The sequence below is a fragment of the Nocardia sp. NBC_01329 genome (genome assembly GCF_035956715.1).
Lineage (GTDB): Bacteria > Actinomycetota > Actinomycetes > Mycobacteriales > Mycobacteriaceae > Nocardia.
Window position 1 is genome coordinate 3,160,829 of the sequence record NZ_CP108381.1, and the last position, 24,703, is coordinate 3,185,531.

Annotated in this window: 23 protein-coding genes; 12 read left to right on the plus strand and 11 right to left on the minus strand. The window is 67.9% G+C overall.

From position 1 onward, the window contains the following. Nucleotides 1-110 precede the first annotated feature (110 nt). On the plus strand, nt 111-719 hold the full coding sequence (locus OG405_RS14400; RefSeq protein WP_327152141.1) for a mycothiol-dependent nitroreductase Rv2466c family protein: 609 nt from the start codon (nt 111-113) through the stop codon (nt 717-719). 5 nt (nt 720-724) lie between these two features. Here the strand turns inward: OG405_RS14400 and OG405_RS14405 are convergent, their stop codons facing one another. Then, a complete protein-coding gene (locus OG405_RS14405) occupies nt 725-2,092 on the minus strand; it encodes a wax ester/triacylglycerol synthase family O-acyltransferase (protein ID WP_327152142.1) in 1,368 nt (455 codons plus the stop codon). Nucleotides 2,093-2,182: 90 nt separating this feature from the next. Then, nucleotides 2,183-3,565, minus strand: coding sequence for a wax ester/triacylglycerol synthase domain-containing protein (locus OG405_RS14410; RefSeq protein WP_327152143.1), 1,383 nt, complete (start codon nt 3,563-3,565; stop codon nt 2,183-2,185). Between the two features lie 264 nt (nt 3,566-3,829). On the opposite strand from OG405_RS14410, the gene OG405_RS14415 reads away from it, so the two are divergent. After that, on the plus strand, nt 3,830-4,756 hold the full coding sequence (locus OG405_RS14415; protein ID WP_327152144.1) for a universal stress protein: 927 nt from the start codon (nt 3,830-3,832) through the stop codon (nt 4,754-4,756). A 39-nt stretch (nt 4,757-4,795) separates the two neighbouring features. Here OG405_RS14415 and OG405_RS14420 read toward each other — a convergent pair whose 3' ends face one another. The 5 genes from OG405_RS14420 to OG405_RS14440 all read right to left on the minus strand — a co-directional run bounded on the left by OG405_RS14420 (nt 4,796) and on the right by OG405_RS14440 (nt 9,141). Next, on the minus strand, nt 4,796-5,707 hold the full coding sequence (locus OG405_RS14420) for a universal stress protein (protein WP_327152145.1): 912 nt from the start codon (nt 5,705-5,707) through the stop codon (nt 4,796-4,798). Between the two features lie 16 nt (nt 5,708-5,723). Then, nucleotides 5,724-6,611: a universal stress protein gene (locus OG405_RS14425; RefSeq protein ID WP_327152146.1), complete on the minus strand. Its 888-nt coding sequence runs from the start codon at nt 6,609-6,611 to the stop codon at nt 5,724-5,726. 59 nt (nt 6,612-6,670) lie between these two features. Next, nucleotides 6,671-7,648 (minus strand): Acg family FMN-binding oxidoreductase, encoded by a 978-nt coding sequence (locus OG405_RS14430; protein WP_327152147.1) that lies wholly within the window; start codon nt 7,646-7,648, stop codon nt 6,671-6,673. Nucleotides 7,649-7,717: 69 nt separating this feature from the next. Next, the gene (locus OG405_RS14435) at nt 7,718-8,467 is read right to left on the minus strand and encodes an SDR family NAD(P)-dependent oxidoreductase (protein ID WP_327152148.1); all 750 of its coding nucleotides are present in this window, start codon (nt 8,465-8,467) and stop codon (nt 7,718-7,720) included. 137 nt (nt 8,468-8,604) lie between these two features. Continuing rightward, nucleotides 8,605-9,141: a flavodoxin family protein gene (locus OG405_RS14440; RefSeq protein WP_327152149.1), complete on the minus strand. Its 537-nt coding sequence runs from the start codon at nt 9,139-9,141 to the stop codon at nt 8,605-8,607. Between the two features lie 330 nt (nt 9,142-9,471). Between OG405_RS14440 and OG405_RS14445 the strand changes: the two genes are divergently transcribed. Beyond that, nucleotides 9,472-9,924 carry a CBS domain-containing protein gene (locus OG405_RS14445; protein ID WP_327152150.1) on the plus strand — a complete coding sequence of 151 codons (453 nt, stop codon included), beginning with the start codon at nt 9,472-9,474 and terminating at the stop codon, nt 9,922-9,924. A gap of 13 nt (nt 9,925-9,937) precedes the next feature. Here the strand turns inward: OG405_RS14445 and OG405_RS14450 are convergent, their stop codons facing one another. Genes OG405_RS14450 through OG405_RS14460 form a run of 3 tightly spaced genes read right to left on the minus strand, consistent with a single transcriptional unit; the run spans nt 9,938 to nt 14,240 of the window. Then, nucleotides 9,938-11,470: a bifunctional aminoglycoside phosphotransferase/ATP-binding protein gene (locus OG405_RS14450; RefSeq protein WP_327152151.1), complete on the minus strand. Its 1,533-nt coding sequence runs from the start codon at nt 11,468-11,470 to the stop codon at nt 9,938-9,940. Further along, nucleotides 11,467-13,767, minus strand: coding sequence for a phosphoenolpyruvate synthase (gene ppsA, locus OG405_RS14455; RefSeq protein WP_327152337.1), 2,301 nt, complete (start codon nt 13,765-13,767; stop codon nt 11,467-11,469). Before ppsA ends, OG405_RS14450 begins: the two co-directional genes overlap by 4 nt. After that, a complete protein-coding gene (locus OG405_RS14460) occupies nt 13,767-14,240 on the minus strand; it encodes a DUF2267 domain-containing protein (protein WP_327152152.1) in 474 nt (157 codons plus the stop codon). The genes ppsA and OG405_RS14460 overlap by 1 nt, the downstream gene beginning before the upstream one ends. A 511-nt stretch (nt 14,241-14,751) precedes the next feature. On the opposite strand from OG405_RS14460, the gene OG405_RS14465 reads away from it, so the two are divergent. The 8 genes from OG405_RS14465 to OG405_RS14500 all read left to right on the plus strand — a co-directional run bounded on the left by OG405_RS14465 (nt 14,752) and on the right by OG405_RS14500 (nt 23,172). Continuing rightward, nucleotides 14,752-15,705, plus strand: a complete 954-nt coding sequence (locus OG405_RS14465; RefSeq protein WP_327152153.1) for a 1-phosphofructokinase family hexose kinase — start codon at nt 14,752-14,754, stop codon at nt 15,703-15,705. 110 nt (nt 15,706-15,815) lie between these two features. Then, nucleotides 15,816-16,505: a hypothetical protein gene (locus OG405_RS14470; RefSeq protein WP_327152154.1), complete on the plus strand. Its 690-nt coding sequence runs from the start codon at nt 15,816-15,818 to the stop codon at nt 16,503-16,505. Between the two features lie 13 nt (nt 16,506-16,518). Then, entirely contained in the window at nt 16,519-17,592 is a 1,074-nt protein-coding gene (locus tag OG405_RS14475) for a CBS domain-containing protein (RefSeq protein WP_327152155.1), read from the plus strand. Further along, nucleotides 17,589-19,379: an acetate--CoA ligase gene (gene acsA / locus OG405_RS14480; RefSeq protein WP_327152156.1), complete on the plus strand. Its 1,791-nt coding sequence runs from the start codon at nt 17,589-17,591 to the stop codon at nt 19,377-19,379. The genes OG405_RS14475 and acsA overlap by 4 nt, the downstream gene beginning before the upstream one ends. 2 nt (nt 19,380-19,381) lie before the next feature. Then, the gene (gene pdhA / locus OG405_RS14485; protein ID WP_442790756.1) at nt 19,382-20,380 is read left to right on the plus strand and encodes a pyruvate dehydrogenase (acetyl-transferring) E1 component subunit alpha; all 999 of its coding nucleotides are present in this window, start codon (nt 19,382-19,384) and stop codon (nt 20,378-20,380) included. After that, a complete protein-coding gene (locus OG405_RS14490; RefSeq protein WP_327152158.1) occupies nt 20,377-21,348 on the plus strand; it encodes an alpha-ketoacid dehydrogenase subunit beta in 972 nt (323 codons plus the stop codon). The genes pdhA and OG405_RS14490 overlap by 4 nt, the downstream gene beginning before the upstream one ends. A 1-nt stretch (nt 21,349) precedes the next feature. Beyond that, nucleotides 21,350-22,918, plus strand: coding sequence for a dihydrolipoamide acetyltransferase family protein (locus tag OG405_RS14495; protein WP_327152159.1), 1,569 nt, complete (start codon nt 21,350-21,352; stop codon nt 22,916-22,918). Continuing rightward, on the plus strand, nt 22,915-23,172 hold the full coding sequence (locus OG405_RS14500; RefSeq protein ID WP_327152160.1) for a hypothetical protein: 258 nt from the start codon (nt 22,915-22,917) through the stop codon (nt 23,170-23,172). Before OG405_RS14495 ends, OG405_RS14500 begins: the two co-directional genes overlap by 4 nt. 22 nt (nt 23,173-23,194) lie before the next feature. On the opposite strand, the gene OG405_RS14505 is transcribed toward OG405_RS14500, so the two are convergent. After that, a complete protein-coding gene (locus tag OG405_RS14505; protein ID WP_327152161.1) occupies nt 23,195-23,746 on the minus strand; it encodes a flavodoxin domain-containing protein in 552 nt (183 codons plus the stop codon). 222 nt (nt 23,747-23,968) lie between these two features. Here OG405_RS14505 and OG405_RS14510 point away from each other — a divergent pair, with 222 nt between their 5' ends. Then, nucleotides 23,969-24,640, plus strand: a complete 672-nt coding sequence (locus tag OG405_RS14510; protein WP_327152162.1) for a DUF2267 domain-containing protein — start codon at nt 23,969-23,971, stop codon at nt 24,638-24,640. The last annotated feature ends 63 nt before the right edge of the window (nt 24,641-24,703 follow it).

The following is a 24,703-nucleotide window of genomic DNA, read 5'->3' on the forward strand; positions in this document are numbered from 1 at the left end:
TATCTGCCTGCGGCCGACTATACCCCTGGGGGTATATTGGTGTCATCGGGCTACGCGCGCATCGCGCTTTATGGAGGTGTCGCACGAGCCACACTGAAGGAGGAACGACGATGGCCGAGATCGATCTATATCTGGACCCGGTGTGCCCGTTCGCGTGGGTGACCGCGAGCTGGTTGCTCGACAGCGCAGCCGACGCCCACCGGGTCACTCTGCGGCAGATGAGCCTGGCGGTGCTGAACGAAGGCAACAACGCAGATACCGGCCACCAGCCGATGATCGATCGCTCGCGTCGGGTGGGCAGAGTATTCGCCGCGGCCGCCGAACGGTACGACGAGGCCGTCTTCACCACGCTCTACCGGGAATTCGGGTCACAACTACATCTGAAAGGCCGACCGGCGGAAACTGCCTCGATCAACGCATTGTCCTGCGCCGGCCTCGACCCCGCGTTGACCGGCGCACTCGACGACGCCGCCTACGATCCCGCGGTGGCTCGCGTTCACCGAGCGAGTCAGGACACGCTCGGCGGCCCGGGCGGCAGCCCGATCATTTCGATCGACGGGCGCGGGTTCGCCGGACCGGTACTCACCGCCCCGCCGCACCCAGATCGGGGCCGCGCGCTGCTCGAGGCCCTGGTCACCACGGCCACTGTTCCGGAATTCGCCGCTCTGCAACGCCCCTACCAGGGACCGCCGTCCTTCTCCCCCACCGAAGACCGGTGAGACGCTTACTCGTTCTCCCCGTCCTTCGCGGCCCGACCGGAAGAATCGCGACCACACGCGGCACGGGCGGCGAGTTCACCTATGGCGCTTCGGATCCCGTCCGCCAGCACGTCGATATCAGGGGTCGTATCGTAATCACCGGTGATTCCGAACACCAGGTGATCGTGGTAGCTGAGGATCGCGATCGCGGTCCGCAGGCGCATAGCGATCGGCACCGCGGGCAGCAATTCCAGCACTTCATGGCCTTGGAGTGTGAGCTCGTGCCGTGGTCCTGGAACGTTGGTCGCCACCGCGGCGACACCGCGCTGCGGAAACCGTGTCGCGAGTCGCAGAGTCCACGCCACTGCGGCGAACGGGAGCCACCCCGCCAGCCCCAGAACCGTATGCTCAGCGCCCGCCGCACCACCGGATTTCTGGGTCTGCATGGACGTATGGACGGCGCGCAGGCGGTCGACCGCGTCGGTTCGGTCGATCGGCAGGTACGGCAGCACCGCCGAGACCCGATTGTCGAGGACATATTTCGCGTGCTCGGCCCGCATGGACACCGGCACGAGTATGCGCAGTCCGCGTGCGGTCGGTGTCTCGCCGCGCCTCAGTAACAGCTCCCGGTAGCCCGCGGTGATCGCGGCGAGAACCACGTCGTTGACGGTGACCCGGTACTTCGCGCCGATATCGGCGACCACGGGCAGCGACACCCGTACGGCGGTGTATCGACGCCGGTGCCCGATGGGCCCGTTGAGCGAGGACACCGGCCCAGATTCCACCACGGCCGCGCCGATGGGAACGAGGCGGCGCACTGTACCGAAGGCGATCCCGGGCATCGACACCGGTAGCTTCAGCAAGGCCGAGAGTTTGGGTGGCCGGGGTGCACGACGTGCAGGTGCCCGCTTGCCCTCGGCCGACGGCGGCGGATCGCAGAGGTTGGCGAATACTGCCACTCCGGAGATTCCGTCCACCAGGCTGTGGTGTGCTTTCAAGACCAATGCCCAGCGATCCCCGGCCAGGCCCTCTACCAGGACGCATTGCCACAACGGGTGGTCGCGATCGAGACGCTCTTCGATTTCGGTGGCCACCAACTCCCACAGTGTCTTCTCGTCGCCGGGTCTCGGCAGGGCTGTCCACCGAATATGGTGAGCGAGGTCGAAGGCGGGATCGTCCTCCCATTGCGGGGCGGTCACATCGAATGGGGCGCGATGTACTCGTTGCTTCAACCGGGGCATCCCGCCGAGCCGCTGTCCCAGGGTCGCGGTGAAAGCGTCGCGTGCGGGCGGCGGGCCGTCGAGGATCGCGACAACCGCGATACCGAGGCTGATCCGCCGATCGGCGTCCTCCAATTCGATGAAACCGGTGTCGAGTGCACGGAGCTCGGTCATGACGCACTCCTGTCATGGGGGAGTTGCCGCACGGTCGGCACACCGCTGGTGGCTGTAAAGCAGATGTCGGACCGGCCGGTCATGGCGCACTCACCTCGCAGCGGTATCCGCGCCGGAACCGAGCGCCGACACTGCACGGAAGCCGGAGTCGAGGCACGCGGTGAATTCCTGGATATCCGGCACTGCCGCCGTATCGGCATTGATTCCCACACAACATGTTCCGAGGTAGGAGATCAGTGTGGCGTTGAAGGCGGTGCCGATGGTCGGACCGAAAGCGTGGATGCTCTCGACCTCGGCGCCCGCGAGGTAGAGCGGGATCGGTGAGCCCGGTACGTCGGAGGCGACGAAGTCGATGTGCTTCAGCATCTGCGCCAGCGCGCCGCTGGGCAGGCGGTTGAATACGGCCGCCACCGCGTTGGACAGTGGGATGGCGGGTTCACGGCGCCAGCGGTCGACGAGATCGTGCACCACCCACATCAGGTCCAATACATCGTCGGTGTGGACCGGAATACCGAATCTGGCCAGGGTGATCCGGTTTCCGCCGATCGGATCGTCCTCGGCACGGATACTGATCGGGACCGTCACCCGCAGCTGCTCTATCGGCGCGTCGTATCGAGTGTGGTAGGAACGCAATCCCAGGAGCAGTGCGGTGAGGAAGGCATCGTTGACGGTGCATCCGGCCGTGAGTGCGGATTCGGTCAACTGTTGGAGCGGCACCTCGAGTACCGTCAACCGCCGTCCGAGGCTGCGTTCGGTCATCACCGGCGACATCGTGGTGACCACAGGACGGGCCAGACGCGCCAGCGAGGACGTGAGGGCCGCGCCACCGCGTGCGGCGGCGACCGGATTCCAGGCCGCTCGTCCGAGCGCCGCCACCGCAGACACTCCGCCGCGTAGCAGTCCGTACCCCGTCGACCAGTTCCACGCCAGCGTATCGGCGACCTGTCCGGCCACGGACCCGCTACGTCCGCGGACCGGTCCGCGTTCTGTCCCCTCTCGGGTGATATCCAGTATCTGTCCGGCGATCTCCATACCGCCGACGCCGTCGGTCAAGCTGTGGTGGACCTTGAGAACTGCCGCCGTGCGCCCTTCGGGCAAACCGGTCAACAGGGTCAATGTCCACAATGGGCGGGCGGGGTCGAAGGCTGTCATCACCTCGTTCCGGGCGAACTCCAGCACATCGGACCGGTCCGCCGCACCCGGCAGCGCGGCGCGGCGAAGATGCCAGGACAGATCGAAGTTCGGGTCCGGTTCCCAGCGAGGCGGGGCGAGACCCAACGGCACCGTGGACAGGATGTGCCGGAACCGCGGGACCACCCGGGTCCCCCGATCCACTACCCGAACCACCGTGTCCCATCGCGGTTCCGCGTCGAGAACGAGCACCGAGACGATGGTCGAACGGAGCACGGGATCCTGTTCCATGCTCCAGGTGAACAGGTCCGACTGGGTCATATGGGAGGCACCGGAACCCATCCTCGGCTGCTTTCGTCGTGGGCGATCGGTAAGAACGTCGTCATCTTCACTGTTCCCTCGAGGTCTGATCGCCGGCAGAGGCGAAGGTCACCGATCCGCGGTGTCGGAAACCGCCACGCCGTCCATCGAATGGTCCGGACTATCACCTTTCGGCCCCCGGGTTCATGACAAACGACAGGCGTGCCGGGCGGGGACGGGCTTCTAACCTGTGAATACTGCGCCGCGTCGAATACTGCGCCGCGTCGAGCCGAAGGGACCCGCGACATGGCCGCCCATCGCACGGACCGACCACACAATCTGGCCTCCGCTGCCATCGTGGTGGGCACCGACGGTTCCGCCGCCGCCCACCGGGCGGTGCACTGGGCCGCGGAAACCGCGGCCCAGCGTGGCCGGACCCTGCATATCGTGCACGGGCTCGATCTCACGGCCGCCGCGGCCGCACTGGGCTCCTACGATGTGCTGGCTCCCGGCGTCATCGACAACATCCGCCGGTGCGGGGAGGAGTACATCACCTCGGCGGCGCGCCTGGCCAGGGCGGTCGCTCCGGGCGTCCGGATCCGTACCGAGGTCTGCGAGGCAGAATCCGCGCGCCTGCTCATCGCGCGATCGGCCGACGCGCATATGGTCGTCCTCGGCGCGGCCGGCGACAGCGGGACGTTCGCCCACCTCGGCTCCACGCTGCTCGCTGTCGTCGCACACGGGCGAGGGACCGTGGCGGTGGTCCGGCATCGTGGCGCCGAACTCCGGTCCGGCGGCGGATACCCGGTGGTGGTGGGCATAGACGGCAGCGCCCGGAGCCAAGCCGCCCTCGCCGCCGCCTTCCACGAGGCCGCCGAGCGCAGGACCCGGCTCGTGGCGGTACACGCCTGGTGCGATCAGCGCTTCGATCGCTTTGCCGGATACCCGAATACGATCACGGACCCGGTGGTGGCCGCCTCCGCACAGGCCCTCCTGTCCGAACAGCTCGCCGGTTGGCAGGAGAAGTACCCCGATGTCCCGATCATCCGCAAGGTCTACCCCGCCGGGCCGGTTCACCAGTTGATCGAGTGGTCGAGGTTGGCGCAACTGGTGGTGGTCGGCAACCGCGGCCGGGGCGGGTTCCGCGGCCTGTTCCTGGGATCCACCGGCAATGCGCTCGTCCAGCATGCGCACTGCCCGGTCATGGTCGCCCATACCGAACAGCACCGCTGATTGCTGCGGCCGGCCCACGAATTGCCCCGCGCTCACGGCTCACCGGGCGTCCCGCGCGCGGGCGATGATCATCGGAGTATCCACAGCGTGCAGCAGCGCGTTACTCGTCGATCCGAGCAGCATGCTCGTGAAACCGCCGCGCCCGTGGCTGCCCACGACGACCAGTTGCGCGTCGTCCGAGGCGTCGAGCAGCGAGCGGACCGGCCGATCGGCGGTCACGATCCGCTGGACAGGGACGTCCGGATACCGCTCGCGATAACCGGCGAGGTTCTCGGCCAGCTCCGCTTCCGCCGATGCCCGGGCACTGTCCCAGTTGCGGACCGGGATATCGAGTCCGCTGGTATCGCTCCAGGCGTGCAGCGCGGTCAGCCCGACTTCGCGGCGCGCCGCCTCGTCGAAGGCGAGTTCCACCGCCGCGACGCTGTTGCCGGTGCCGTCGACACCCACCAGAACCGGCCGACCGGCCGATACCACGTCCAGTGGCGTGTCGGCATGGATCACCGCGACCGGGCACTGCGCGTGACGGGTGACCGCCGTACTCACCGACCCGAGCAAGCCGCGTTGGAAGGCGCCCAGGCCACGGCTGCCGACCACCAGCATCCGCGCCGTGGACGACTGCGCGATGAGCGCGGGCACGATGAGCAGATCGGTCGCCTCGGTGGTCACGGCGAGTTCGTCGCCCGGGGTCGCTGTCCGGGCCACGTGCACCGCCTCGGTGAGGATTCGCTCGCCCTCTTCACGCATCCAGCGCAGATCGTTCTCGGTCGCGATCGCTTCGGGTCCGAAGCCGGACGGAATCGTCCACGAATTGACGAGGTGCAACCCGCAGTGATGCATACCTGCTTCGACAGCGGCCCAGGCAACCGCTCGGTAGGCGCTCGGTGAACCGTCCGCGGCCGCGACTATCAGCGGCTCGGAGTGTGCCCGCGGGCCGGATCCGTGGTCTGCCATCGGCTTTCCCTTCCTGCTAATTCCTCATCGGCCGACCGTGCACGACCATGAGCGGGCATTCCGCCGCGTACAGCAGCGCGACTGTGGTCGCCCCCAAGAGGATGCCCGGAGCTCCGCCACGTCCGCGGCGACCCACAATCAGCAGCTGAGCCCACGCCGATTCGGCGGTCAACGTCCGCGCGGGCGCATCGGTCCGGACGACCCTTTCGACCTCCACCCGGGGATAACGCCGGGCGGGGCCGGCCATCCACCGGCCGAGCAGAGCTTCGTCGGTGGGACGTCTATCGGCGGGAAGTGCGATTCCGCTGGTATCGCTCCAGGCGTGCACCGCCACCAGCCCCACCTCGCGACGCGACGCCTCGGCGAAAGCCGTCTCCAGCGCGACCAGGCTGTGCGGGCTACCGTCGACCCCGACCGCTACCGGTTTGCGCCGGGAGACCGGGTCGGTGCCGGACTGCCCGGATATGACTGCGACCGAGCACTGCGCGTGCGCTGTCACCGCGGAGCTGAGCGAACCGATGACTGTCGGGGCGACCCCACCGCGGCCGCGTCTGCCGACGGCCAGCATCGCCGCCCGCGCAGAGCGGTCCAGCAGGGTCGGGGTGATCAGTTCGAAGGTCAGCTCTGTCGTGATCGACACCGAGCCGCCGGCCGTCGCGCGTGCTGCTCGCACCGCTTCGTCGAGCACCCACTCCCCGTCCGCCCGCAACCACTCGATCTCCGCCTCGGCCGGCACCGAGGTCCCCGAACGAGGCGGCAGTGCACACGAAGTGAGCAGGTGCAGCCTTTGCCCCTGCAGCTGGGCTTCCAGCCCGGCCCATGCCGCGGCACGCAGCGACGGTAGTGAGCCGTCGACACCCACCACGATGGGTGTGCCGGCTTTCTCGGCCTGGACCTCTGCCATCGGGTTGCTCCGTCCTGGTCCGGCGGCACGTAGCCGGTCTTCACCTACCGACGAGCGATCTAGCGCATGGGCCCGATCACCTCGTCGAGCGGGCGGCGCGGCGAGACCGGGATATCGTCCGCGCCCGCCGGCGCCGACCCGATCCGGACGACCAGCTGCGGGTAGCCGATGTCCTCGAGCACCCCGCCGCGCACCATATCCCGGGTATCGGGCAGCTCGAAGGGTTCGGTCATCGGGCAGGTCGCCATGCCGAGCATCGTGGCCGTCAGCAGCACTGCGCTGCCCGCTTCTCCGGCCCGGAGCCGGGACAGCCGATCGTCGGAGTCGGTATGGATCAACAGGAGGCTGCCGCCCTCGGTCATCTCCTGGACACCGGATTCGCGCAGTGTGGCGCCCGCGAACTCGCGAGTGAGCGGGTCCGCGGCCACGGGTACGGCGTTGCGCGCGGGTACGCCGTCCGGTGCGGCGTGATGGCCGCTCCACATCGAGAGTTCGGCGCGATAGTCGGGGTCGGTCCGGTGCGTTTCGGCCGCCCGGGCGAAGGCCGCCACAAGAACCGGACGGTCCGCGTCGGCGGTGATCTCACGGACATCGGCACCCTGCTCGGTGGCCGCGGCCGCGAGCGTGGCGAGATCATCGGCCGGGGTCTCCCGGGCCGAAACCCGGCGCCGGTCGGTATGTCTGCGGTTTATCGCGCGCGCCAGCTCTTCGTCGTCCGCGGTCGGAGTCGCGCGGGCGAATTCGATCGCCGCGAGGTGCGCCGGGTCTGCGGGGTTCGGGAGCCGGTGGACGATGGTTCGCCACCCCATGGATTTGGCCGCGACACGGAAGTGGTGCAGTGCCACCCCGCAGCTGAGGATCTCGTCACGGCCATCGGGGTCGGTATGCGGCAGCCGTCGGCTGTCGTCGGCATACAGGTGAACGGTTCGATCTCCGATCCGCCACTGCCACGGTTGGGTGTTGTGCACCGAGGGTGCCCGGACGGCCAGCGCCAGGGCGGCACGAACGGCCTCGGTGTCCGGATGAATCCCGGCCATGATGGGTCCTCGCTCTCGGATCGGCGGCTTCTTGCGGAAGTTCCGGTCATGCGGACGGCACCGCCTCGGTCACGACGGGGCGGGAAGGTTCAGGACCTGTCCCGCGGTGGCGCCGCCGTCCAGGACGAATTCCGAACCGGTGGAGAAGGTCGCTTCGGTGATCAGGAAACGGACCATCGCCGCCACCTCCTCCGGTTCGCCGAAACGCGGCAACGGCTGGGCCGCGGCAACCGATTCGTCCATCACCTCGGTCATCGGAGTGTGTATCGGGCCGGGGTGGACCGAGCACACCCGGACACCGGCCCGGCCGAGTTCGAGCGCGGCGGCTTTGGTCAGCCCGCGCAAACCCCATTTGCTCGCGACGTAGGCGCCGAGTCCCGCGTACCCCATCAAACCGGCCGTCGACGAGATGTTCAGGATGACTCCGCCGCCCGCCGCGCGAAGCCGGGGAGCCGCGTAGTGCATACCCAGCCAGGCGCCGTAGAGGTTCACATCGACGACATGGCGGAAGGCCATCGGCGATTCCGTTTCGACATCACCGAAATCGAGGATTCCGGCGTTGTTGACCAGGATCGCCAGCGGCCCGTACGCGGCCTCGGCTTCGTCTAGGACCCGCCGCCAGTCCGCTTCGTCGGTGACGTCGAGCCGTTGGAACAGCGCGTGGGGTCCCACCGACTCGGCGAGTGCTGTACCGGCGGGTTCGAGCAGGTCGCCGATGACGACGTCGATATTGTCCTTGGCCAGGGCGCGGACGATGGCGGCACCGATACCGCGGGCGCCGCCGGTGACGAGCGCGCTGCGGCCGGTGAATGCACTCATCTCTGCACCTCTCGTCGCCGGATCATCAGTCCTCAGCCTCCCGTTTTCCCCCGCCCGCCGAGACGGTCGAAAGTCACCTGTCCTGGTGTCCTCCGGCAGCAGATGACGCCGCACCGCCGATACGTCCGAGCGGCCTGCTATCGAGACTGTTGTGCGCGGCGATCGGCTTCCTCGGACGCCAGGTGCTCGGCCCATGACCTGGCGCGGTCGAACTCGCCCGGGGCGAGGGGTCCCGTCATCCCTACGACGTAGAAGTCGATCGGGCGCCGGACGAGTTCGAACCCTGCCCGGCGCAGCCGTCTGCCGATACCGCGGGCCGCGGAGCCCGGCAGGTGGCCGGGGCGCTGCATCTTGGTCCCGAACGCCGCCGCTCGCGCACCGGTCGAGGTCCGGTGTTCGGCCTCGAGCCATTCTCGGATACCTGTCGCGCCGCCCGTGACGTCCGGGCCGCCGAATCGGTCGGCCGCCTCCTGGCGCGTTCGGCGACGGCTCAATCCGAAGGCATGTGTGGGGCCGCCGACCACGAGCAGATCCACCGGCGAGTGCGAGGTGGGCCCGGCGGCGGCCACGTCCACCGATTCGACCTCGGCGAATTCGCCCAGGCCCCGCGCGATGGCGGTGGCCGCGGCCTCGGTGTTGCCGAAAACGGACTCATAGACGACGCGTGCACGCATGTCGGATCTCCTCATCGCTCGGTGAACAGCGACTATGTGGTATGGCGTCTCCGAAGCTAATGATGGAGGCGTCGCGCCGACAGTGCCGAAGGAAGGGATTGTCGAGTGACCTTCGGTCGTCGAACCCGCCGCCGACGCGGTAGGCAGCACCTCGGAGATCGCGCAGCACGCCGATGAGTAGGCGGTACGGGGGCGCAGCGCCGGCACGAAGCAACCCGTTTCGCTTCGACGACAGAAGACCTGCCGCAGAGTACTTAGTCCCCTGATGCCACCCGATTCCGGCGGCGAGGATGGGCACATCACCGAAACTGTGACATCAGGGAGGCAACCATGACGACCGCGCAGGCTGTGATGCAGGGAGAAGTGGCCCACATAGGGGTCCGTGACACGCTGGACATCGCGGCGCAGCAGATGCGTCAACGCGGCATCGGCGCCCTGCCGATCTGCGATGGCGAAGGCAACCCGGTAGGTATCGTCACCGATCGCGACATCGTCGTGAACTGTGTCGCGCTGGGACACAACCCCGCTACTGCCACCGCTGGTGAGTACGCCCAAGGGGACGAGCTGCGCACAGTGGAGACCGGCACCGATATCGGCGACGCTCTGGCACTGATGGAGCGCTACCAGATCCGCCGGCTCCCGGTCACCGACCACGGTCGGCTGGTGGGCATCATCACCGAAGCCGACCTGGCCCGGGAACTGCCGGAGCAGGAGGTCGGCGAGTTCGTCGAGGCGATATGCGAACCTCAGCTGCCCGCCCGGGCCGAAGCACCCACGGCGTAGCTGTCGCCACCGCTCATGGGTTCGGATCGCGGAAGACCGTAGTGGCCCGCACCGCAGCCCCGCTCATCGGCACTGCCGTCCGGGTCTCGCTGGCGAGATCATCCCAAACCCGGCAGGCCGCCGACACCGACAACACCCGAGGCGCGTCGGTGTCGATATCCACTGCGGCCGGCCAGGGGTCTACGGTATCGGCCAAGGCGGTGGCGATCTGCGGGGTGGCCTCGGAGAGGCTGCTGCCGCGTTGCCGGATCCGGTTGAGCGCCACGGTGGCCGGACAGACACAGCGTATCGATCCGATTCGTGCGCCCGCGGCCGATGCGGCTGTCTCGGCGAGCTTTCGCCGCCCGGCATCGAGCCAGCTGGCGTCGATAACGACCGAGATGCCCGCGCTGAGCAGCGTTTGCGCCCGACGCAAGAGCTCGGTGTAGACGCGGTCCCTGTTCGCAAGGGAGTACGCGCCCCGATCGTAGATGCCGCTTCCCCCGGCGATATCGCCGGTGGACCGTAGCTCCCGGCGTAGCACGTCGCTGGACAGCACCGCAGCCCCGGTACGCGCCGCCAGTCCGGTGGCCAGTGTGGATTTGCCGGAACCGGGCAGACCGCCGACGAGGACGAGCCGGACCGTTGACCGTCGCAGATGCCCTACCGCGATCCGCAGATGCCGGTGCGCGCGGTCACCCGCGGTGGCATCGCCCTGCCGGGCACGAATCGCGTCGACCTTCGCACGGACCAGCGCGCGGTAGGCGATGTAGTGGTCGACCAGGGATTCGGGGGCGGTTTCTCCGGATCGGCGACGGTATTCCCGCACAAGGCTTTCCGCGTGTTCAGGGTGGCCCAGGAACTCCAGGTCCATAGCGAGGAACGCGATATCGTCGAGGCAGTCGACGTAGCGCAGCCGATCGTCGAAATCCAGACAGTCGAGGATCCGGAACCCGTCGGACAGTTCGAAGATATCCTCGGCGAGGAGGTCACCGTGGCCGTCGACGATCCGTCCCGCGGCGATGCGGGTCTCCAGTAACGGCCGCCGGCCGGACAGGTACCGCTGCACCAGTGTCCTGATCGTGTCGAGCACCTCCGGGTCGAGGACATCGCCCCACTGTTGCCGCATGCTCGCCACAAGGTCGTTCCACCGCTCCCCCAGCGCCTCGACGGTGCCGGCGCGGTCGATATCGGGTCCACGCCGGGCCGTGGCGTGGAATGCCACCAGTGATTCCACCAGGCCCGACAGGTCGGGAGATCCATCCGGGCGGCCCTCGAGCCGGTTGGACAGCCGGGCTTCCTCGGGTAGGCGGCGCATCACGATCACCGGTTCGTCCGGCCTACCGGTGGGGTCGGTGAGGTGAGCGACGCCCAGGTAGATATCGGGAGCGAGTCGCCGATTCAGTTCGACCTCACGTGCACAGGCCTGCTCTCGTAATTCCGTGGTGCCGAAGTCGAGGAAATCGGTCGTGATCGGTTTCTTGGCCTTGTAGGCCCGGTCCCCGCACAGCACCACGACACCGGTGTGCGTTTCGCGCAGCTGAACGTATGTTCGCCCGACGGTCATCGCGGACCGGTGGCCGCGCGGGCGTGGTCGAGAAGTAACCGTCGCTCGGCGGCATCGATCGCACGGCGCGCGGCGGGGACGGCGTCGGGCGTGACCGATACGGACGTGATCCCCATCCCGATCAGTTGCTCGATGAATTCGGGGTGACTGGACGGCGCCTGCCCACACAGCGAGGAGGTGATCCCCAGGGTGCGGGCCGCGGACACGATATTCGAGATGGCCTCCAGCACAGCGGGATCGGATTCGTCGAACAGCGGGGCGCATTCGGCGGAGTCGCGGTCGACTCCCAGGGTCAGCTGGGTGAGGTCGTTGCTGCCGATCGAGACTCCGTCGATGCCCAGGCCGACGTATTCGGGTAACCAGTAGAGAACCGAGGGGACTTCGGCCATCACCCAACGGTGCATTCCGCGCTGGTGACGTAGCGGACCGGCGTCCACCAGTTCCAGGCACGCTTCGAGTTCCCACCGGGTCCGGACGAACGGGATCATCAAGTGCAGGTTGGGGGTTCGTTCCCGGACCTCGGCCAGTGCGGTGAGTTCCAACTGGAACACCTCGGGATCCTGGGTGTAGCGATAACAGCCGCGGTAGCCGATCATCGGATTGTGTTCGAGCGGCTCGTGGCGTTCCCCACCGTCGAGCGCCCGGAATTCGTTACTGCGCAGATCGGTTGCGCGGTAGATCACCGGGCGGGGAGCGAACGCGGTGGTGATATCGGTCAGGGCACCGACCATACGGTCGACGAACGCGCGTTGCTCGCCACGAGCGATCACTTCGCGCGGGTGCATATTGTCCAGCGCCCGGGTCAGCAGTATCTCGGCACGCAGCAATCCGACGCCGTCGGTATCGGCGGCCGCCGCCCGCCGCGCGGCTTCGGGGAGAGCGATGTTCACATACAGTCTCGTCGCCGTCGGGGTGAGTGGCGTGCGGACGGCAGCGGCCTGGTCTGCGGGCGCGGTGAGTACGGGAGTGCTGGTGGGCCTGCCCGCGCGGACCTCACCCGCCGAGCCGTCGACGGTGACCGTGTCCCCGTCGGTGAGGGCGGTGGTGGCCGATCGTGCCCCGACCACGCAAGGTACTCCCAGTTCGCGGGCGACGATCGCCGCGTGACAGGTCATTCCACCGCTGTCGGTGACCACGGCTGCTGCCCGGTTGATGGTCGGCAGCCAATCCGGGTTGGTCATCGGGGCGACCAGGATCTCGCCCGGCTGTAGGGCGTCACCCTGGTCGGGGGAGGACAGTACGCGCACGGTCCCACCGGCGATGCCGGGCGCGGCGCCCAATCCGCGCACGAGCACCGTTGCCGGCGACAGGTCGGGGGAGGAAGCAGGTTGCGGTTCGCGCAGAGTGGTGATGGGACGGGCTTGCACAAGCCACAGTGAATCCTCGTCGTAGACCCACTCGACATCCTGGGGTCGGCCGTCGTGGTGCTGCTGTACCGCCATCGCGAGCTGGGCCACCTCGATGGCTTCGTGCTCGGTCAGGGCTGGCTTCGCTTTGTCGTCGTCGGCGAGTTCGATACGGCGGTCTCCGTCCGGTCCGGCGACAATGGCGAAATCCTGTCGGCCGGGCCGATGTTCGAGTAGATGAGGGCCGGCGGTGTCGAGAATGTAGGTATCGGGACGGGTGGTCCCGGACACCACGACCTCGCCCTGGCCGCGGGCCGCATCGATGACGATCCGGTCCCGGCGGCCGGTGGCCGGGTCCGCCGTGAACGCGACCCCGGCCCGGCGGGCGGCTGCCATCTGCTGCACCACCACAGCCATGGCCGGGGTTTGGTGCATACCCCGGCGGGCGCGATAGGTCAGGACCCGCGGAGTGAAAAGGGATGCCCAGCAGTCGAACACCGCCTCGACAAGCTGATGCTCTCCGCGCACATTGGTCCGGGTGAGGTTCATCCCGGCGAACGAGGACGTGGCGCTGTCCTCACCGACCGCTGAGGACCGAACAGCCACCCGCGGATCCTTGCCGAGGGTGTGGTAGGCCGCGAGAAGGGCGGACCTGGACGAGGAGTCGAGGGCACATGCGTGGACGAGTTCACGCATGCGCCGGCACAGGACATCCACCCGGTCGGGGTCGACGGCCTCGGCGGCTCGTAGGGCTTCGCTGTGCAAGGAGGAGAGTTCGGCGCCGTGCACTCCCTGTCCGATCACCTGTTCGTAGCAGGAGCGCAGTACGACGAAGCCCGGCGGTACCGGGAGACGGGCGGCTACCAGTTCACCGAGGTTGGCGCCTTTACCACCGGCCTCGTCGGTGTCGGCCAAGCGTAGTTGATCGAACGCCGCGACATAGGCACCCATCATCGGCTCCCTTCGTTGTCGGTAACGGCTGCGGTGAAGGTGCCGCTCAGCAGATCGCCGGTCAGCAGTCGGCGCAGCGGTGCGGGAAGTTCCGCCAGCAGGCGATGCAGCTGTCCCGCAGAGAAGAGTTCGCTCAGGGCTTCGGTGACCGCGCCGAGTAGGGCGGCTGCCTCATCGTCGGAGACACCGGCTTCGGTGGCGAACTGCGCGAGAAACGAGTCCACTGTGTGTCGGCGTGGCGTCTCGGCGGGCACCCAGCCCTCGTAGAAGGCGCCGCGGAACAATTCCGGCAGTTGAGCGGCCAGCCGGGCCGCGGTCCCGGCACCGACGCTGTCGCGTACGGTATGCAGCCATGCCCGCATCACCCGGTGCGCGAAAACCCGGTCGTATGTGCCCAGATCGTTCGTGACCGCCCGCAACCATTCGTGCGCGGTGTGTACGGCCGGTGCCAGTGGATCACGCGAGTACGACACGGGTGGTCCTCTCCGCTGGAGCGGCGACTGCAGCCCAGGTGATTCGGCAGCCATCCGGTCGCGCTCCGATCGGCACGACGAGGGACGAGGTGGCTCCCCACGCGATCAGGCACAGGGACACGGGCGCGGGAGTCTGCGACTGCATGAGTTCAGGGTGGTCGATGGGTGGTGTACCGGATCAGAGGCGTCGTGCCCGGGCCACCGGGACCTAGGACCTCTCTTGGGCGGGGCCGGGTGGCCGGGCCTGGAATCGGAATCGAGACGCAGTGGTCGATGATCGGCGGTGAAGTCGCCGCGCCTGTAGAGCCCGTATCTGCTGACACATGCCGCTTCTCGTAGCAGCGATCGGGGCCGGGAACCGTGTCCGAGAGCGGGTCGAGGGATTTTCGGCCCTTTCGGCGTCGACGTGGGTCGTTGTGATCGATGACCGCCGCCTCTATCGGGGTGGGCCGGGCGCGGCGTGGAATCGGCTTGTGCCACACGCTGGACCCGACTCTCCAGGAGGCCACTTGTGCCGCCCATTGTCACAGTGACGATGAATCCGACGATCGACCTGTCCACCCGCGCCGATCAGGTGGTGTCGACGGAGAAGATACGGTGTGCACAGCCGCGGATGGATCCGGGCGGCGGCGGTATCAATGTCGGGCGCACCGTTCTCGCTCTCGGTGAGCCGGTACTGGCCGTACTACCCGCCGGTGGACCCACGGGTGATGTGCTGCAGGGATTGCTCGAGGACGCGGGCCTACCGCGACGAGTCGTCCCGATCGGCGGATCGACGCGAGAGAGCTTCGCGATTACGGAGAACAGTTCCGGCCGGCAGTTCCGCTTCGTCCTGCCCGGGCCGACCCTGACCGATCCCGAGTGGAACGACTGCCTCGACGCCGCTGTGCACGCGGCACGCTCCGCGCACTATGTGGTGGCCAGCGGAAGTCTGCCGCCCGGCGTACCGGTCGACTTCTATCGGACGCTCGCCGAGCGAGTCGCACAGCTGGGGTGCCGGTTCGTACTCGACACCTCGGGCGAAGCCCTACGGCGGGTTCACCACGGCGTGTTCTTGATGAAACCGAGCGCGCGTGAACTCGCCGAATACGCCGCCCGTCCACTACCCGACCGTGACAGCCAGGTGACCGCAGCCCGTGAACTGATCGCCGCCGGTGTCAGCGAGTTCGTCGTGGTGTCGCTGGGCGCCAACGGGGCACTGGCGGTGGGGCCGGACTGGTGGGAGGCATTGCCCGCGACACCGGTTTCGATCGCCAGCGCAGTCGGTGCCGGAGATGCGATGGTCGCGGGCATGACCGTGGGATTCGCCCGGGGGCTGTCCCGGACCGAAACAATGCAGCTGGGTATCGCCGCGGCCTCGGCCACCCTGGTGACCGCCGGAACCAACCCCGGCCACCCTGATGTCATCACCCGGCTGTTCGGCGGACCCCCCGCGACCTCGGTACCGGCGGCACGGGACGCGTAGTGGGGACCAAGGACCCGATACCTGGGACCATCGGCCCTCACCGGCGCGGACCCGGTGTCGGTGGACTGGGATGACGAACCATTTCGACCCGAGAGGCTCCCATGCGCTCGATGTTGCTGTCCGTTGCCACCGCGGTCACTGCGACCGGAGCGGCCCTTCTGCTGAGGCGTCGCATGCTGCGCTGGGGCGCGACCGACGAAGAGATCTCGGCGAGCTATCCCGGCGACCACTTCGTCGGTCGACCACGTTCGCGCTCGACCATGGCGACGACTCTTCCCGCTCCCCCGGCAGCAGTCTGGCCGTGGCTGATTCAGATGGGCGCCGACCGTGCCGGTTGGTACAGCTGGGACCAGTTGGACAACGCAGGCCGTCCCAGCACGAACGAGGTCGTCGAAGAGTGGCAGGACCTGCGAACCGGCGATCGGATCCCGGCGACCGCCGACGACCGCTTCTTTTTCACCGTGGCCGCGGCCGAGTACCCGTCGACCCTGGTCCTACGAAGCGACTTCGCCCTCCCCGATGGTCGCCCGCTCGACCCCGCGGAACCCGACCCGCGTGCCTTCGCCCGCGGAGTATGGGGCTTTCACCTGCGCGAACTACCCGACAACAAGACGCGATTGGTGGTCCGTACGGTCGGCCGGGACGCCCCGCGCGCGATCACCGCGGTGTTCGACACGCTTTTCGGCGAGCCCGCTCACCTCATCATGCAAGCACGCCAGTTCCACAACCTGGCCCAGCGGGTGCGATCCGCCGCAGCAAATGGCTCCTCGGTCGCTGCCGTAGCGACCGCCGGCCGGTGAGAAGAGACGGGCCATGAGACATATGACAGTCGCCGAAGTGATGACCGAGGACGTCGTCGGCGTGGACATGGACACCTCCTTTCACGATGTCGTGCAGACCCTCGCTCACCATCGGATCAACGGCGCACCGGTGCTCGACACCGACCGGCATTGCGTCGGCATGGTGACCGAAGCCGATCTCCTCGCCCGGCAGGCACGTCTCGGTGGCCCGATCCCGGGCACCGTGTGGTCGGCGGTGTGGCGGAAGATGTTCTCTCGCAAGAGCGAGGCGGTCACCGCACGGCAGTTGATGAGCGCACCGGTGGTCACGATCATGTCCGAAACCAGTGTGTCGGCCGCGGCGGCCACCCTCGCCCGGCACGATCTGCACTGTGCTCCGGTGATCGATTCCGGCGGGCGCCTGGTCGGCATCGTGAGCCGCAAAGACGTACTGGGTGTGTATCTGCGCCCGGACGCCGAACTGGCAGCGGCGATCCGGGACAAAGTGCTGCGCCGCGGGTTGCAATTGCCGCCCAGTGCGGCCTCGGCCGAGGTACACGACGGTGTCGTCACGTTGAAGGGCACGACGGAGCCGAGCATGATCGGTCTGGTCGGTGCGCTGGTCGCGGCTGTCGACGGTGTCGTCGAGGTACGCAATCTGCTCATCGCCGATACCGCTCGCGCACTGATGCATACGGGCGTGCACAGCCTCACTGCCCAGGAATCGGTCGCCACGGCCGCACGACGGATGCGCGCCGCGAATATCGGGTCGTTATTGGTCCTCGACGACGCCGGCGCGGTCACCGGTATCGTCACCGATCGCGATCTGGTGCTGCGCTGCGTGGCCGACGGTATGGACGCGGAGCAGACAGCAATCGGGACCGTCGCGTCCGGCGATGTGGTCACCGTGGATGCCGACCGCCACGTCGCCGACGTCGTGGCAACCCTGCGCGGACACGGGCTTCATCGTGTACCGGTCGTCTCCCACGACCGCCCGGTCGGGATCGTTTCCGAAGCGGATATCGCCCGCCGGCTTCCGCGCGGTGCCTGCGGGAAGCTGATGGCAGATCTGCACGCCGCACAGCGGACCGGAACGACCCCCAGATGATGGAGTACGAGACGACTCGCTGGGGGTCGATCGAGAAGTCCGCCGCGCAGCGGGCGCAGGCGAACCTGACCGATTACGGTCGTGCCCGGGTGGACTTCGATTGGGACAGCGCGGCCCGGGAGCTGGCGATGCTGCCCGGCGGCGGCCTCAACATCGCGCACGAAGCGGTCGACCGCCATCTGGATACGCCGCTTGCCGGGGCGCCGGCATTGCACTGGCTGCGCGACCCCACCGGCCGGGTCACCTTCTCCTATTCGGATCTGGCGATATCGAGTAATCGGTTCGCCGGTGTGCTGCGAGAACTCGGCGTCGGTCGCGGCGCCCGGGTGTGCACTCTGCTCGGGCGCAGCCCCGAGTTGTACATCGCCGCGCTCGGTGCCTGGAAGGCCGGATGTATCGTCTCGCCGTTGTTCTCCGCTTTCGGTCCGGAACCGGTTCGGCAGCGCATGGCTCTGGCCGGAGCAGAAGTGCTCGTCACCAGCCGAGCCCACTATCGGCGCAAGGTCGCGCCGATCCGCGACGGATTGCCCGCATTGCGTCATGTGCTCATCACCGATATTGGGACAGCCGGAGCCACTGATGATCACCTCGTCGATCTCCGTGCGGCCATGGCCGCGGCCTCGCCCGAGTACACCATTGTGCGCACCGAGCCCGAGGATGCCGCGCTGCTGCATTTCACCAGCGGCACCACCGGCACACCGAAAGGCGCGGTGCATGTGCACAATGCGGTGCTCGCGCATCGGGTGACCGCACGCTACGCCTTGGATCTGCGCGGCGGCGATATGTTCTGGTGCACCGCCGATCCCGGCTGGGTCACCGGTATGTCCTATGGCGTGATCGCGCCGCTGAGCCTGGGCGCCACGCTGGTCAGCGACGAGGCCGAGTTCGATATCCGACGCTGGTACGACATCCTGACCGCCGAAGGCATCACGGTCTGGTACACCTCCCCCACCGCGCTGCGCATGCTGATGCGACACGGCCACGACCTGCCGCCGGGAACCGATCTGTCGCGTCTGCGTTTCATCGCCAGTGTCGGTGAACCACTCAACCCCGAAGTCGTGGTGTGGGGCGAACGAGCCTTGGGCAAACCCGTGCACGACAACTGGTGGCAGACCGAGACCGGCGCCATCATGATCGCCAATTTCGCTGCCGAACAGGTCCGGCCGGGCTCCATGGGGCGGCCCTTGCCCGGTATCCATGCCACGATCCTGCGCCGCGGTCCGGACGGCCGGCCGCTGACGCGCGGGGGCGTTCAGCACGCCGACGTCGGCGAGATCGGCGAATTGGCGCTGCATACCGGTTGGCCGTCGATGTTCCGCGAGTACTGGCAGCAGCCACAGCGCTACGACAAAGCCTTCATCGGACCCTGGTATCTGTCCGGTGACCTGGCTCGCCGTGACGCCGACGGCTACTACTGGTTCATCGGGCGCGCCGACGATGTCATCAAGTCCGCCGGACACCTGGTCGGACCGTTCGAAGTGGAAAGCGCGCTGATGGCGCACCCGGCCGTCGCCGAGGCCGGTGTCATCGGCACCCCGGACCCGGTCGCCGGGCAGCTCGTCAAGGCTTTCGTCCTGCTGCGCCCCGGCTATAGCGGCTCCGAGCAGTTGCACGACGAGTTGCTCGCCTTCGGCCGCCGCGCCCTGGGCGCGGTCGCCGCCAAGGAGATCGTCTTCGTCGAAAGCCTCCCGCACACACGCAGCGGCAAGGTGATGCGGCGGCTGTTGCGGGCCCGCGAACTCGGATTGCCCGAAGGTGACGTGTCGACTTTGGAGGCTCCGCCATGACCATGACCGAATCCCCGGCTGGTGCGGTCCCCGGTCGTACCGACCCCGGCCGCCGGATCGAACTCCTGCGTCAGATGATGCGTATCCGGCGTTTCGAAGAGCGCTGCATCCAGCTCTACAGCACCGAGAAGATCAGGGGATTCCTGCATCTCTACATCGGCGAGGAGGCCGTGGCGGCGGGTCTCCTGAGTGAGATCGACGCGCAGGACGCGGTGGTCTCGACCTATCGCGACCACGGGCACGCGCTCGCGCGCGGCATCCCGATGACCGCCCTGATGGCGGAAATGTTCGGGCGCAGTACCGGATGCAGTGGCGGCCGCGGCGGTTCCATGCACTTGTTCGACGCCCAGCGGCGGTTCTATGGCGGGAACGCCATCGTCGCCGGCGGTCTGCCGCCGGCACTCGGTCTCGCGCTGGCCGATGTGCTCACCGATACACCCCACATCACCGTATGCCTGTTCGGTGATGGTGCGTTCGCCGAAGGCGAGTTCCACGAGTGCGCGAACCTCGCCGCCCTCTGGCACCTACCGGTGCTCTTCGCCTGCGAGAACAACCAATACGCGATGGGCACCGCACTGCGCCGGGAACACGCCGCCACCGATCTGGCGCTCCGCGCAGCAGGCTACGGGATGGCATCGTGGCCCGTCGACGGTATGGACGCCGAGGCGGTCGCCGAGGCGGCACGCCGCGCTGTGCAGTCGATCCGGGGCGGTGGCGGGCCCTGTTTCCTGGAATTCCGCACCTACCGCTTCCGTGCTCATTCGCTCTACGACGCCGACCGCTACCGCGACAAAGCCGAGATCGAGCAGTGGAAGGCCCGCGATCCGATCGAACGCCTGTACGGGCAACTGCGGAACGCCGAGATCATCGACGACCGCGGATACGCCGAGATCGAAACAGCGATCGACGCCGAGATCGACGCCGCCATCGTCGAGGCCGAGGCCGCTCCACTGGAACCCGTCGCCGACCTGACCCGTCATGTGTACGCGGAGCGGCAATGACCACCACCTATCGGCAGGCCTTGACAGACGCGCTGCGTGAAGCCCTGGACCGCGATGAGCGGGTCTTCCTGATGGGCGAGGACGTGGGCGCCTACGGCGGGTGCTTCGGCGTCAGCCGCGGCCTTCTCGACGACTACGGGCCGCGCCGTATCCGGGATACTCCGTTGAGCGAATCGGCATTCGTCGGTGCGGGCATCGGGGCGGCGATCGCCGGCCGGCGCCCGATCGTGGAGATCATGACGGGCAACTTCAGCCTGCTCGCCCTGGACCAGATCCTCAACAACGCCGCCACCCTGCGCCATATGTCGGGCGGGCAACTCGATGTGCCGCTGGTGATCCGGATGGCCACCGGAGCCGGCCGCCAGCTCGCGGCGCAGCATTCGCACAGTCTCGAATCCTTCTACGCTCACCTGCCCGGCCTACGCGTACTGTCCGCGGCAACCGTGGCCGACGCCCGGGGCATGCTGTGGCCCGCCCTGCAGGATCCCGACCCGGTGGTGATATTCGAACCGATCGCGCTGTACAACAGCAGTGGCGAGTCCCGCGGCCCGGATACCGTCACCGATATCGATACCGCCGAAGTCGCCCGGCCGGGCAACGACGCCACCGTCGTCGCCTACGGGGGCACCCTGCACACCGCGCTGGCGGCCGCCGAGCAACTCGCCGAGACCGGCGTCGACGCAGAGGTGATCGATCTGCGCACACTGCGACCGCTCGATACGGCCACGATCGTGGAGTCCGTGAGCCGTACCCATCGTCTGGTGACCGTCGACGAGGGCTGGGGCCGGGTCGGGATCGCCGCCGAGATCGCCGCGGCCACCGCGGAGCACGCCTACTACGACCTGGACGCACCGATCCGGCGGGTGTGCACCGCCGAGGTGCCGATCCCCTATGCCCGCCAGCTCGAAGAGGCGGCCCTGCCCTCGGCCGGAGCCGTCGTCGTGGCAGTGCAGGAGGTGGTGAGCTGAGATGACCGAATTCAGAATGCCGTCACTGGGCGCCGATATGGTCGAGGGCACCCTGCTGCACTGGTATGTGCGGCCCGGACAGGTCGTGCATATCGGAGATGTGGTCGCCGAGGTCGATACCACGAAGGCCGCGATCGAGGTGGAGAGCTTCGATGACGGTATCCTCGCAGCGATTCTGGTGCCGGAAGGGGCCACGGTTCCGGTAGGAACTCCATTGGCAACCATCGAACCCGCCGCAGGGTCGGTCGGCGCCCCGCCGTCTGCCGAACGTACGGACGGTGAACCCGCGCCGGAAGACACCCCGGCAGATAGCCACCGGGATGCAGCCACCACACCGGCAGCCGACCACACCGGCCCTGCCCCGTTGCCGCCGCACACCGCTGAGGCGATATCCGGTGGCCGTGAGATCTCACCGCCGGGCGGTGGCGGGACCGGTGAGAAGCCCGGGCACGACCTACATGCCACTCCACTGATCAGGAAACTGGCCGAGGAAGCCGGAATAGATATCGACACCGTCCACGGCTCCGGTCCCGCGGGCCGCGTCGTGCGCGCGGATATCAACCGCATAAAATCCGCCGGAAGCTCGAATGTACCGAGCCCGGAAACCGAGAGAAGAACAGCTCATCCTGCCTCCACGGTGAGCACAGTCCCCAGCGACAAAGCTGTCCAGGGCACACCGAAGACGTATACGGGCCGCGCGTCGGGGTACGCCCGTCGCCTGGCCACCGCAGCAAATATCGAGTTGAGCGGTGTGCAGGGCTCGGGCCCCGATGACGCGGTACGCGCACTAGACCTCCCTACCGACGTATCCGAGCGGCAACCCGCACCCGACGGTGTCCGCCCACCCCCACCGCAGAACGTACCGGGAGACAACGTGACCGCGGAAACCCCCCGGCGCTCCCCCGCCACTGCCCGCCAGATGATAGCGGCGGCGATGACCCGGTCCAAACGCACTGTGCCCCACTACTATCTGTCGAGCACTGTCGATATGGACGCCGCGATGCGGAGGTTGCGGACAGTCAACGAGCAGGCACCGGTGACGGAGCGCATCGTGTCGTCGGCGCTGCTGCTGTGCGCCGCGGCCCGGGCGGCGCGCGCGGTACCCGAACTCAACGGCTTCTGGCTCGACGAAGAATTCCGCCCCGCACCCGATGTGCACGTGGGCATGGTGGTGTCGCTGCGCGAGGGCGGCATCCTGGTGCCGACCATTTCCGACGCCGATCACCTGTCCGCGACCGCGATGATGCAGGCCGTGCGCGACGCGGTAGCGCGGACCCGTGCCGGCCGACTGCGCTCCCGCGACACCGTACAGGCCACCATCACCGCGACCAGCCTGGGCGATCTGGGCGCGGATGCGGTGTTCGGCGTGATCCCGGTCCCGCAGGTCGCGATAGTCGGATTCGGTGCCGTCACCGAAAAGCCTTGCGCGGTCGCCGGAATGGTGGGCGTCCGCCCACAGGTCACCGCCACGCTGTCCGCCGACCACCGGGCCAGTGACGGGGCCGTAGGGGCTCGTTTTCTACGGTGCCTCGCCGATCACCTACAGCATCCGGAGGAGTTGTGCCCATGACCACTGGAATGGCTTCCCGCGCGGAAGCGGTCGCTCTTGTCCGACATTCGCTCAGTGGCTTCGCCACCGAAGCCGAGCTCGCCGAGTTGGGAGAGTCGCAGCCGTTGCGCAGCACGCTCGAACTCGACTCGATCGACTTCCTCACCTTCGTCGAACGGCTCGCTGCGGGCAGCCATCGAAGGATCGACGAAGACGATTACCCACGCCTGTCGACCATCGAATCCTGTGCGCAGTTCCTCACCGAAAGCCGTTAGCGAGCACACCGCCGTCCCGAGATCAGGGATGGATAACGTGTGTGCTTGCCGCGGGCAGGCCCAGCGAGTTACCGATTCCGGTGGCCCATCCTTGGATGGCGGACCAGTCCCGTAGATCGCCGTAGCGGCCACCGCCCATGAGACGGTAGAGCGTACGTGCCTTCCGGGATGCGCCACGACGCTCATAGATCCCGGCGAATGAACGGTAGTCATGGGCGCGTATCGCATCACGCAGGGCTGCGATCTTCTTGGGGACGACCCGCCCGATGCGCCGTCCGACCGGGCCGCGTAACGCCGGGCCGAGCCCGACACCGAAAAGGCGGACATCGGTTGCGGCGAGCTCCGCGCGATTACGGCCGATATAGTCCACGGCCGCAGGCAGGAATTCCATATTGTGGATAGCGCTGCCGAGGATCACGGTGTCGAAGTCCGCGGGGCCAGGTGCATGGCCGACCTCACTCAATTGCACCTCGGCGCCACGGTCTGCCAGATCAGCGGCGACGAACTCGGCGATATCGCGGGTGGATCCCTGTTCCGTGGCGTAGATGACCGCCACCTTCCTGATCGGAGTCATGACTCGAGTGTCGCTCGGTTCCGGACGCATCCAGCAGAGTCGACAGGCCCCTGCCGCAGGGACCATCGACCCGCCGGGGCCCGAGATCCGGGCAATCGGCTGTGGTCAGGACCATCGCCCCGGCCTTCGGCGACTTCCGGCCCTGCACGGGCGCGGGCCGGGTATCGAGGCTGGAAATGCACCCCACCGGTGTTCTCGGACGAGCCGCGAGGAGGCGACCGCATGGCGCACCGTAATGATCCGCTTGCCGCAGGAGTTCACACGGCACACGCCTGGCTCAACGCTGTCGCCGACGAACTGGACACCGAGGACCGGCAATTCGCCTTCCGTGCGCTGCGCGCGTGGATGCATACCGTCCGCGACCGGATCGGGGTGTCCAACTCTGCCCATCTGAGCGCGCAACTGCCCGAACTTCTTCGTGGCGTGTGGTACGAGGGCTGGGTGCCCGCCAGAGTGCCGGTCCGGCACAGTGTCGCCGCGTTCATCGATCAATTCGCCGAACAAGCGCGCATCGAGCGCGGCGAGGTCGTACCGATCGCCGGGAAGATCACCCGAGCACTGGAGCGACTCTTCGCGCCCGGCCAGCTGACCCGGATCTTCGCGGTGCTGCCCGGCCCCCTCGGCATCGCCCTGTGGGGTGATTTCCTCGGCGACCACGAGACTGCGCACGCCTCACCTCGAGCGCATGCCCAGCGATACGCACCCGACCGGAACCACGATCTCGCCCAGCAGCTCCGAGTCCTTGGCGAGGCGGTAGCGGTGTTGGCCCGTGGACTCGAGCAGCTGCCAGCACTGCCCCCGGACGAGCGACGGGTTGCCGCGGCGGCACAGTCGGCGCACCGCATCCTGTTGGCCGAGGGGCTGGTCGATCAGCCCGCCACGGAAGTGGGCTGAGCATGCTGCAGTCCACAGTGTCGCCCGGCCGGCGGATGGGACCGGCTGCCGTGCGCGCAGCCG

Bases quoted from the DNA above. Each gene is read 5' to 3' on its own strand.
- OG405_RS14405 (WP_327152142.1), bottom strand. From the start codon at position 2,092: ATGACCGAGCTCCGTGCACTCGACACCGGTTTCATCGAATTGGAGGAC.
- OG405_RS14500 (WP_327152160.1), top strand. From the start codon at position 22,915: ATGACCACTGGAATGGCTTCCCGCGCGGAAGCGGTCGCTCTTGTCCGA.
- OG405_RS14430 (WP_327152147.1), bottom strand. From the start codon at position 7,648: ATGGCCGGGATTCATCCGGACACCGAGGCCGTTCGTGCCGCCCTGGCG.
- pdhA (WP_442790756.1), top strand. From the start codon at position 19,382: ATGACCGAATCCCCGGCTGGTGCGGTCCCCGGTCGTACCGACCCCGGC.
- OG405_RS14410 (WP_327152143.1), bottom strand. From the start codon at position 3,565: ATGGGTTCCGGTGCCTCCCATATGACCCAGTCGGACCTGTTCACCTGG.
- OG405_RS14420 (WP_327152145.1), bottom strand. From the start codon at position 5,707: ATGGCAGACCACGGATCCGGCCCGCGGGCACACTCCGAGCCGCTGATA.
- OG405_RS14440 (WP_327152149.1), bottom strand. From the start codon at position 9,141: ATGCGTGCACGCGTCGTCTATGAGTCCGTTTTCGGCAACACCGAGGCC.
- OG405_RS14400 (WP_327152141.1), top strand. From the start codon at position 111: ATGGCCGAGATCGATCTATATCTGGACCCGGTGTGCCCGTTCGCGTGG.
- OG405_RS14425 (WP_327152146.1), bottom strand. From the start codon at position 6,611: ATGGCAGAGGTCCAGGCCGAGAAAGCCGGCACACCCATCGTGGTGGGT.
- OG405_RS14435 (WP_327152148.1), bottom strand. From the start codon at position 8,467: ATGAGTGCATTCACCGGCCGCAGCGCGCTCGTCACCGGCGGCGCCCGC.
- acsA (WP_327152156.1), top strand. From the start codon at position 17,589: ATGATGGAGTACGAGACGACTCGCTGGGGGTCGATCGAGAAGTCCGCC.
- OG405_RS14475 (WP_327152155.1), top strand. From the start codon at position 16,519: ATGAGACATATGACAGTCGCCGAAGTGATGACCGAGGACGTCGTCGGC.
- OG405_RS14415 (WP_327152144.1), top strand. From the start codon at position 3,830: ATGGCCGCCCATCGCACGGACCGACCACACAATCTGGCCTCCGCTGCC.
- OG405_RS14505 (WP_327152161.1), bottom strand. From the start codon at position 23,746: ATGACTCCGATCAGGAAGGTGGCGGTCATCTACGCCACGGAACAGGGA.
- ppsA (WP_327152337.1), bottom strand. From the start codon at position 13,767: ATGGGTGCCTATGTCGCGGCGTTCGATCAACTACGCTTGGCCGACACC.
- OG405_RS14490 (WP_327152158.1), top strand. From the start codon at position 20,377: ATGACCACCACCTATCGGCAGGCCTTGACAGACGCGCTGCGTGAAGCC.
- OG405_RS14450 (WP_327152151.1), bottom strand. From the start codon at position 11,470: ATGACCGTCGGGCGAACATACGTTCAGCTGCGCGAAACGCACACCGGT.
- OG405_RS14445 (WP_327152150.1), top strand. From the start codon at position 9,472: ATGACGACCGCGCAGGCTGTGATGCAGGGAGAAGTGGCCCACATAGGG.
- OG405_RS14495 (WP_327152159.1), top strand. From the start codon at position 21,350: ATGACCGAATTCAGAATGCCGTCACTGGGCGCCGATATGGTCGAGGGC.
- OG405_RS14510 (WP_327152162.1), top strand. From the start codon at position 23,969: ATGGCGCACCGTAATGATCCGCTTGCCGCAGGAGTTCACACGGCACAC.
- OG405_RS14470 (WP_327152154.1), top strand. From the start codon at position 15,816: ATGTTGCTGTCCGTTGCCACCGCGGTCACTGCGACCGGAGCGGCCCTT.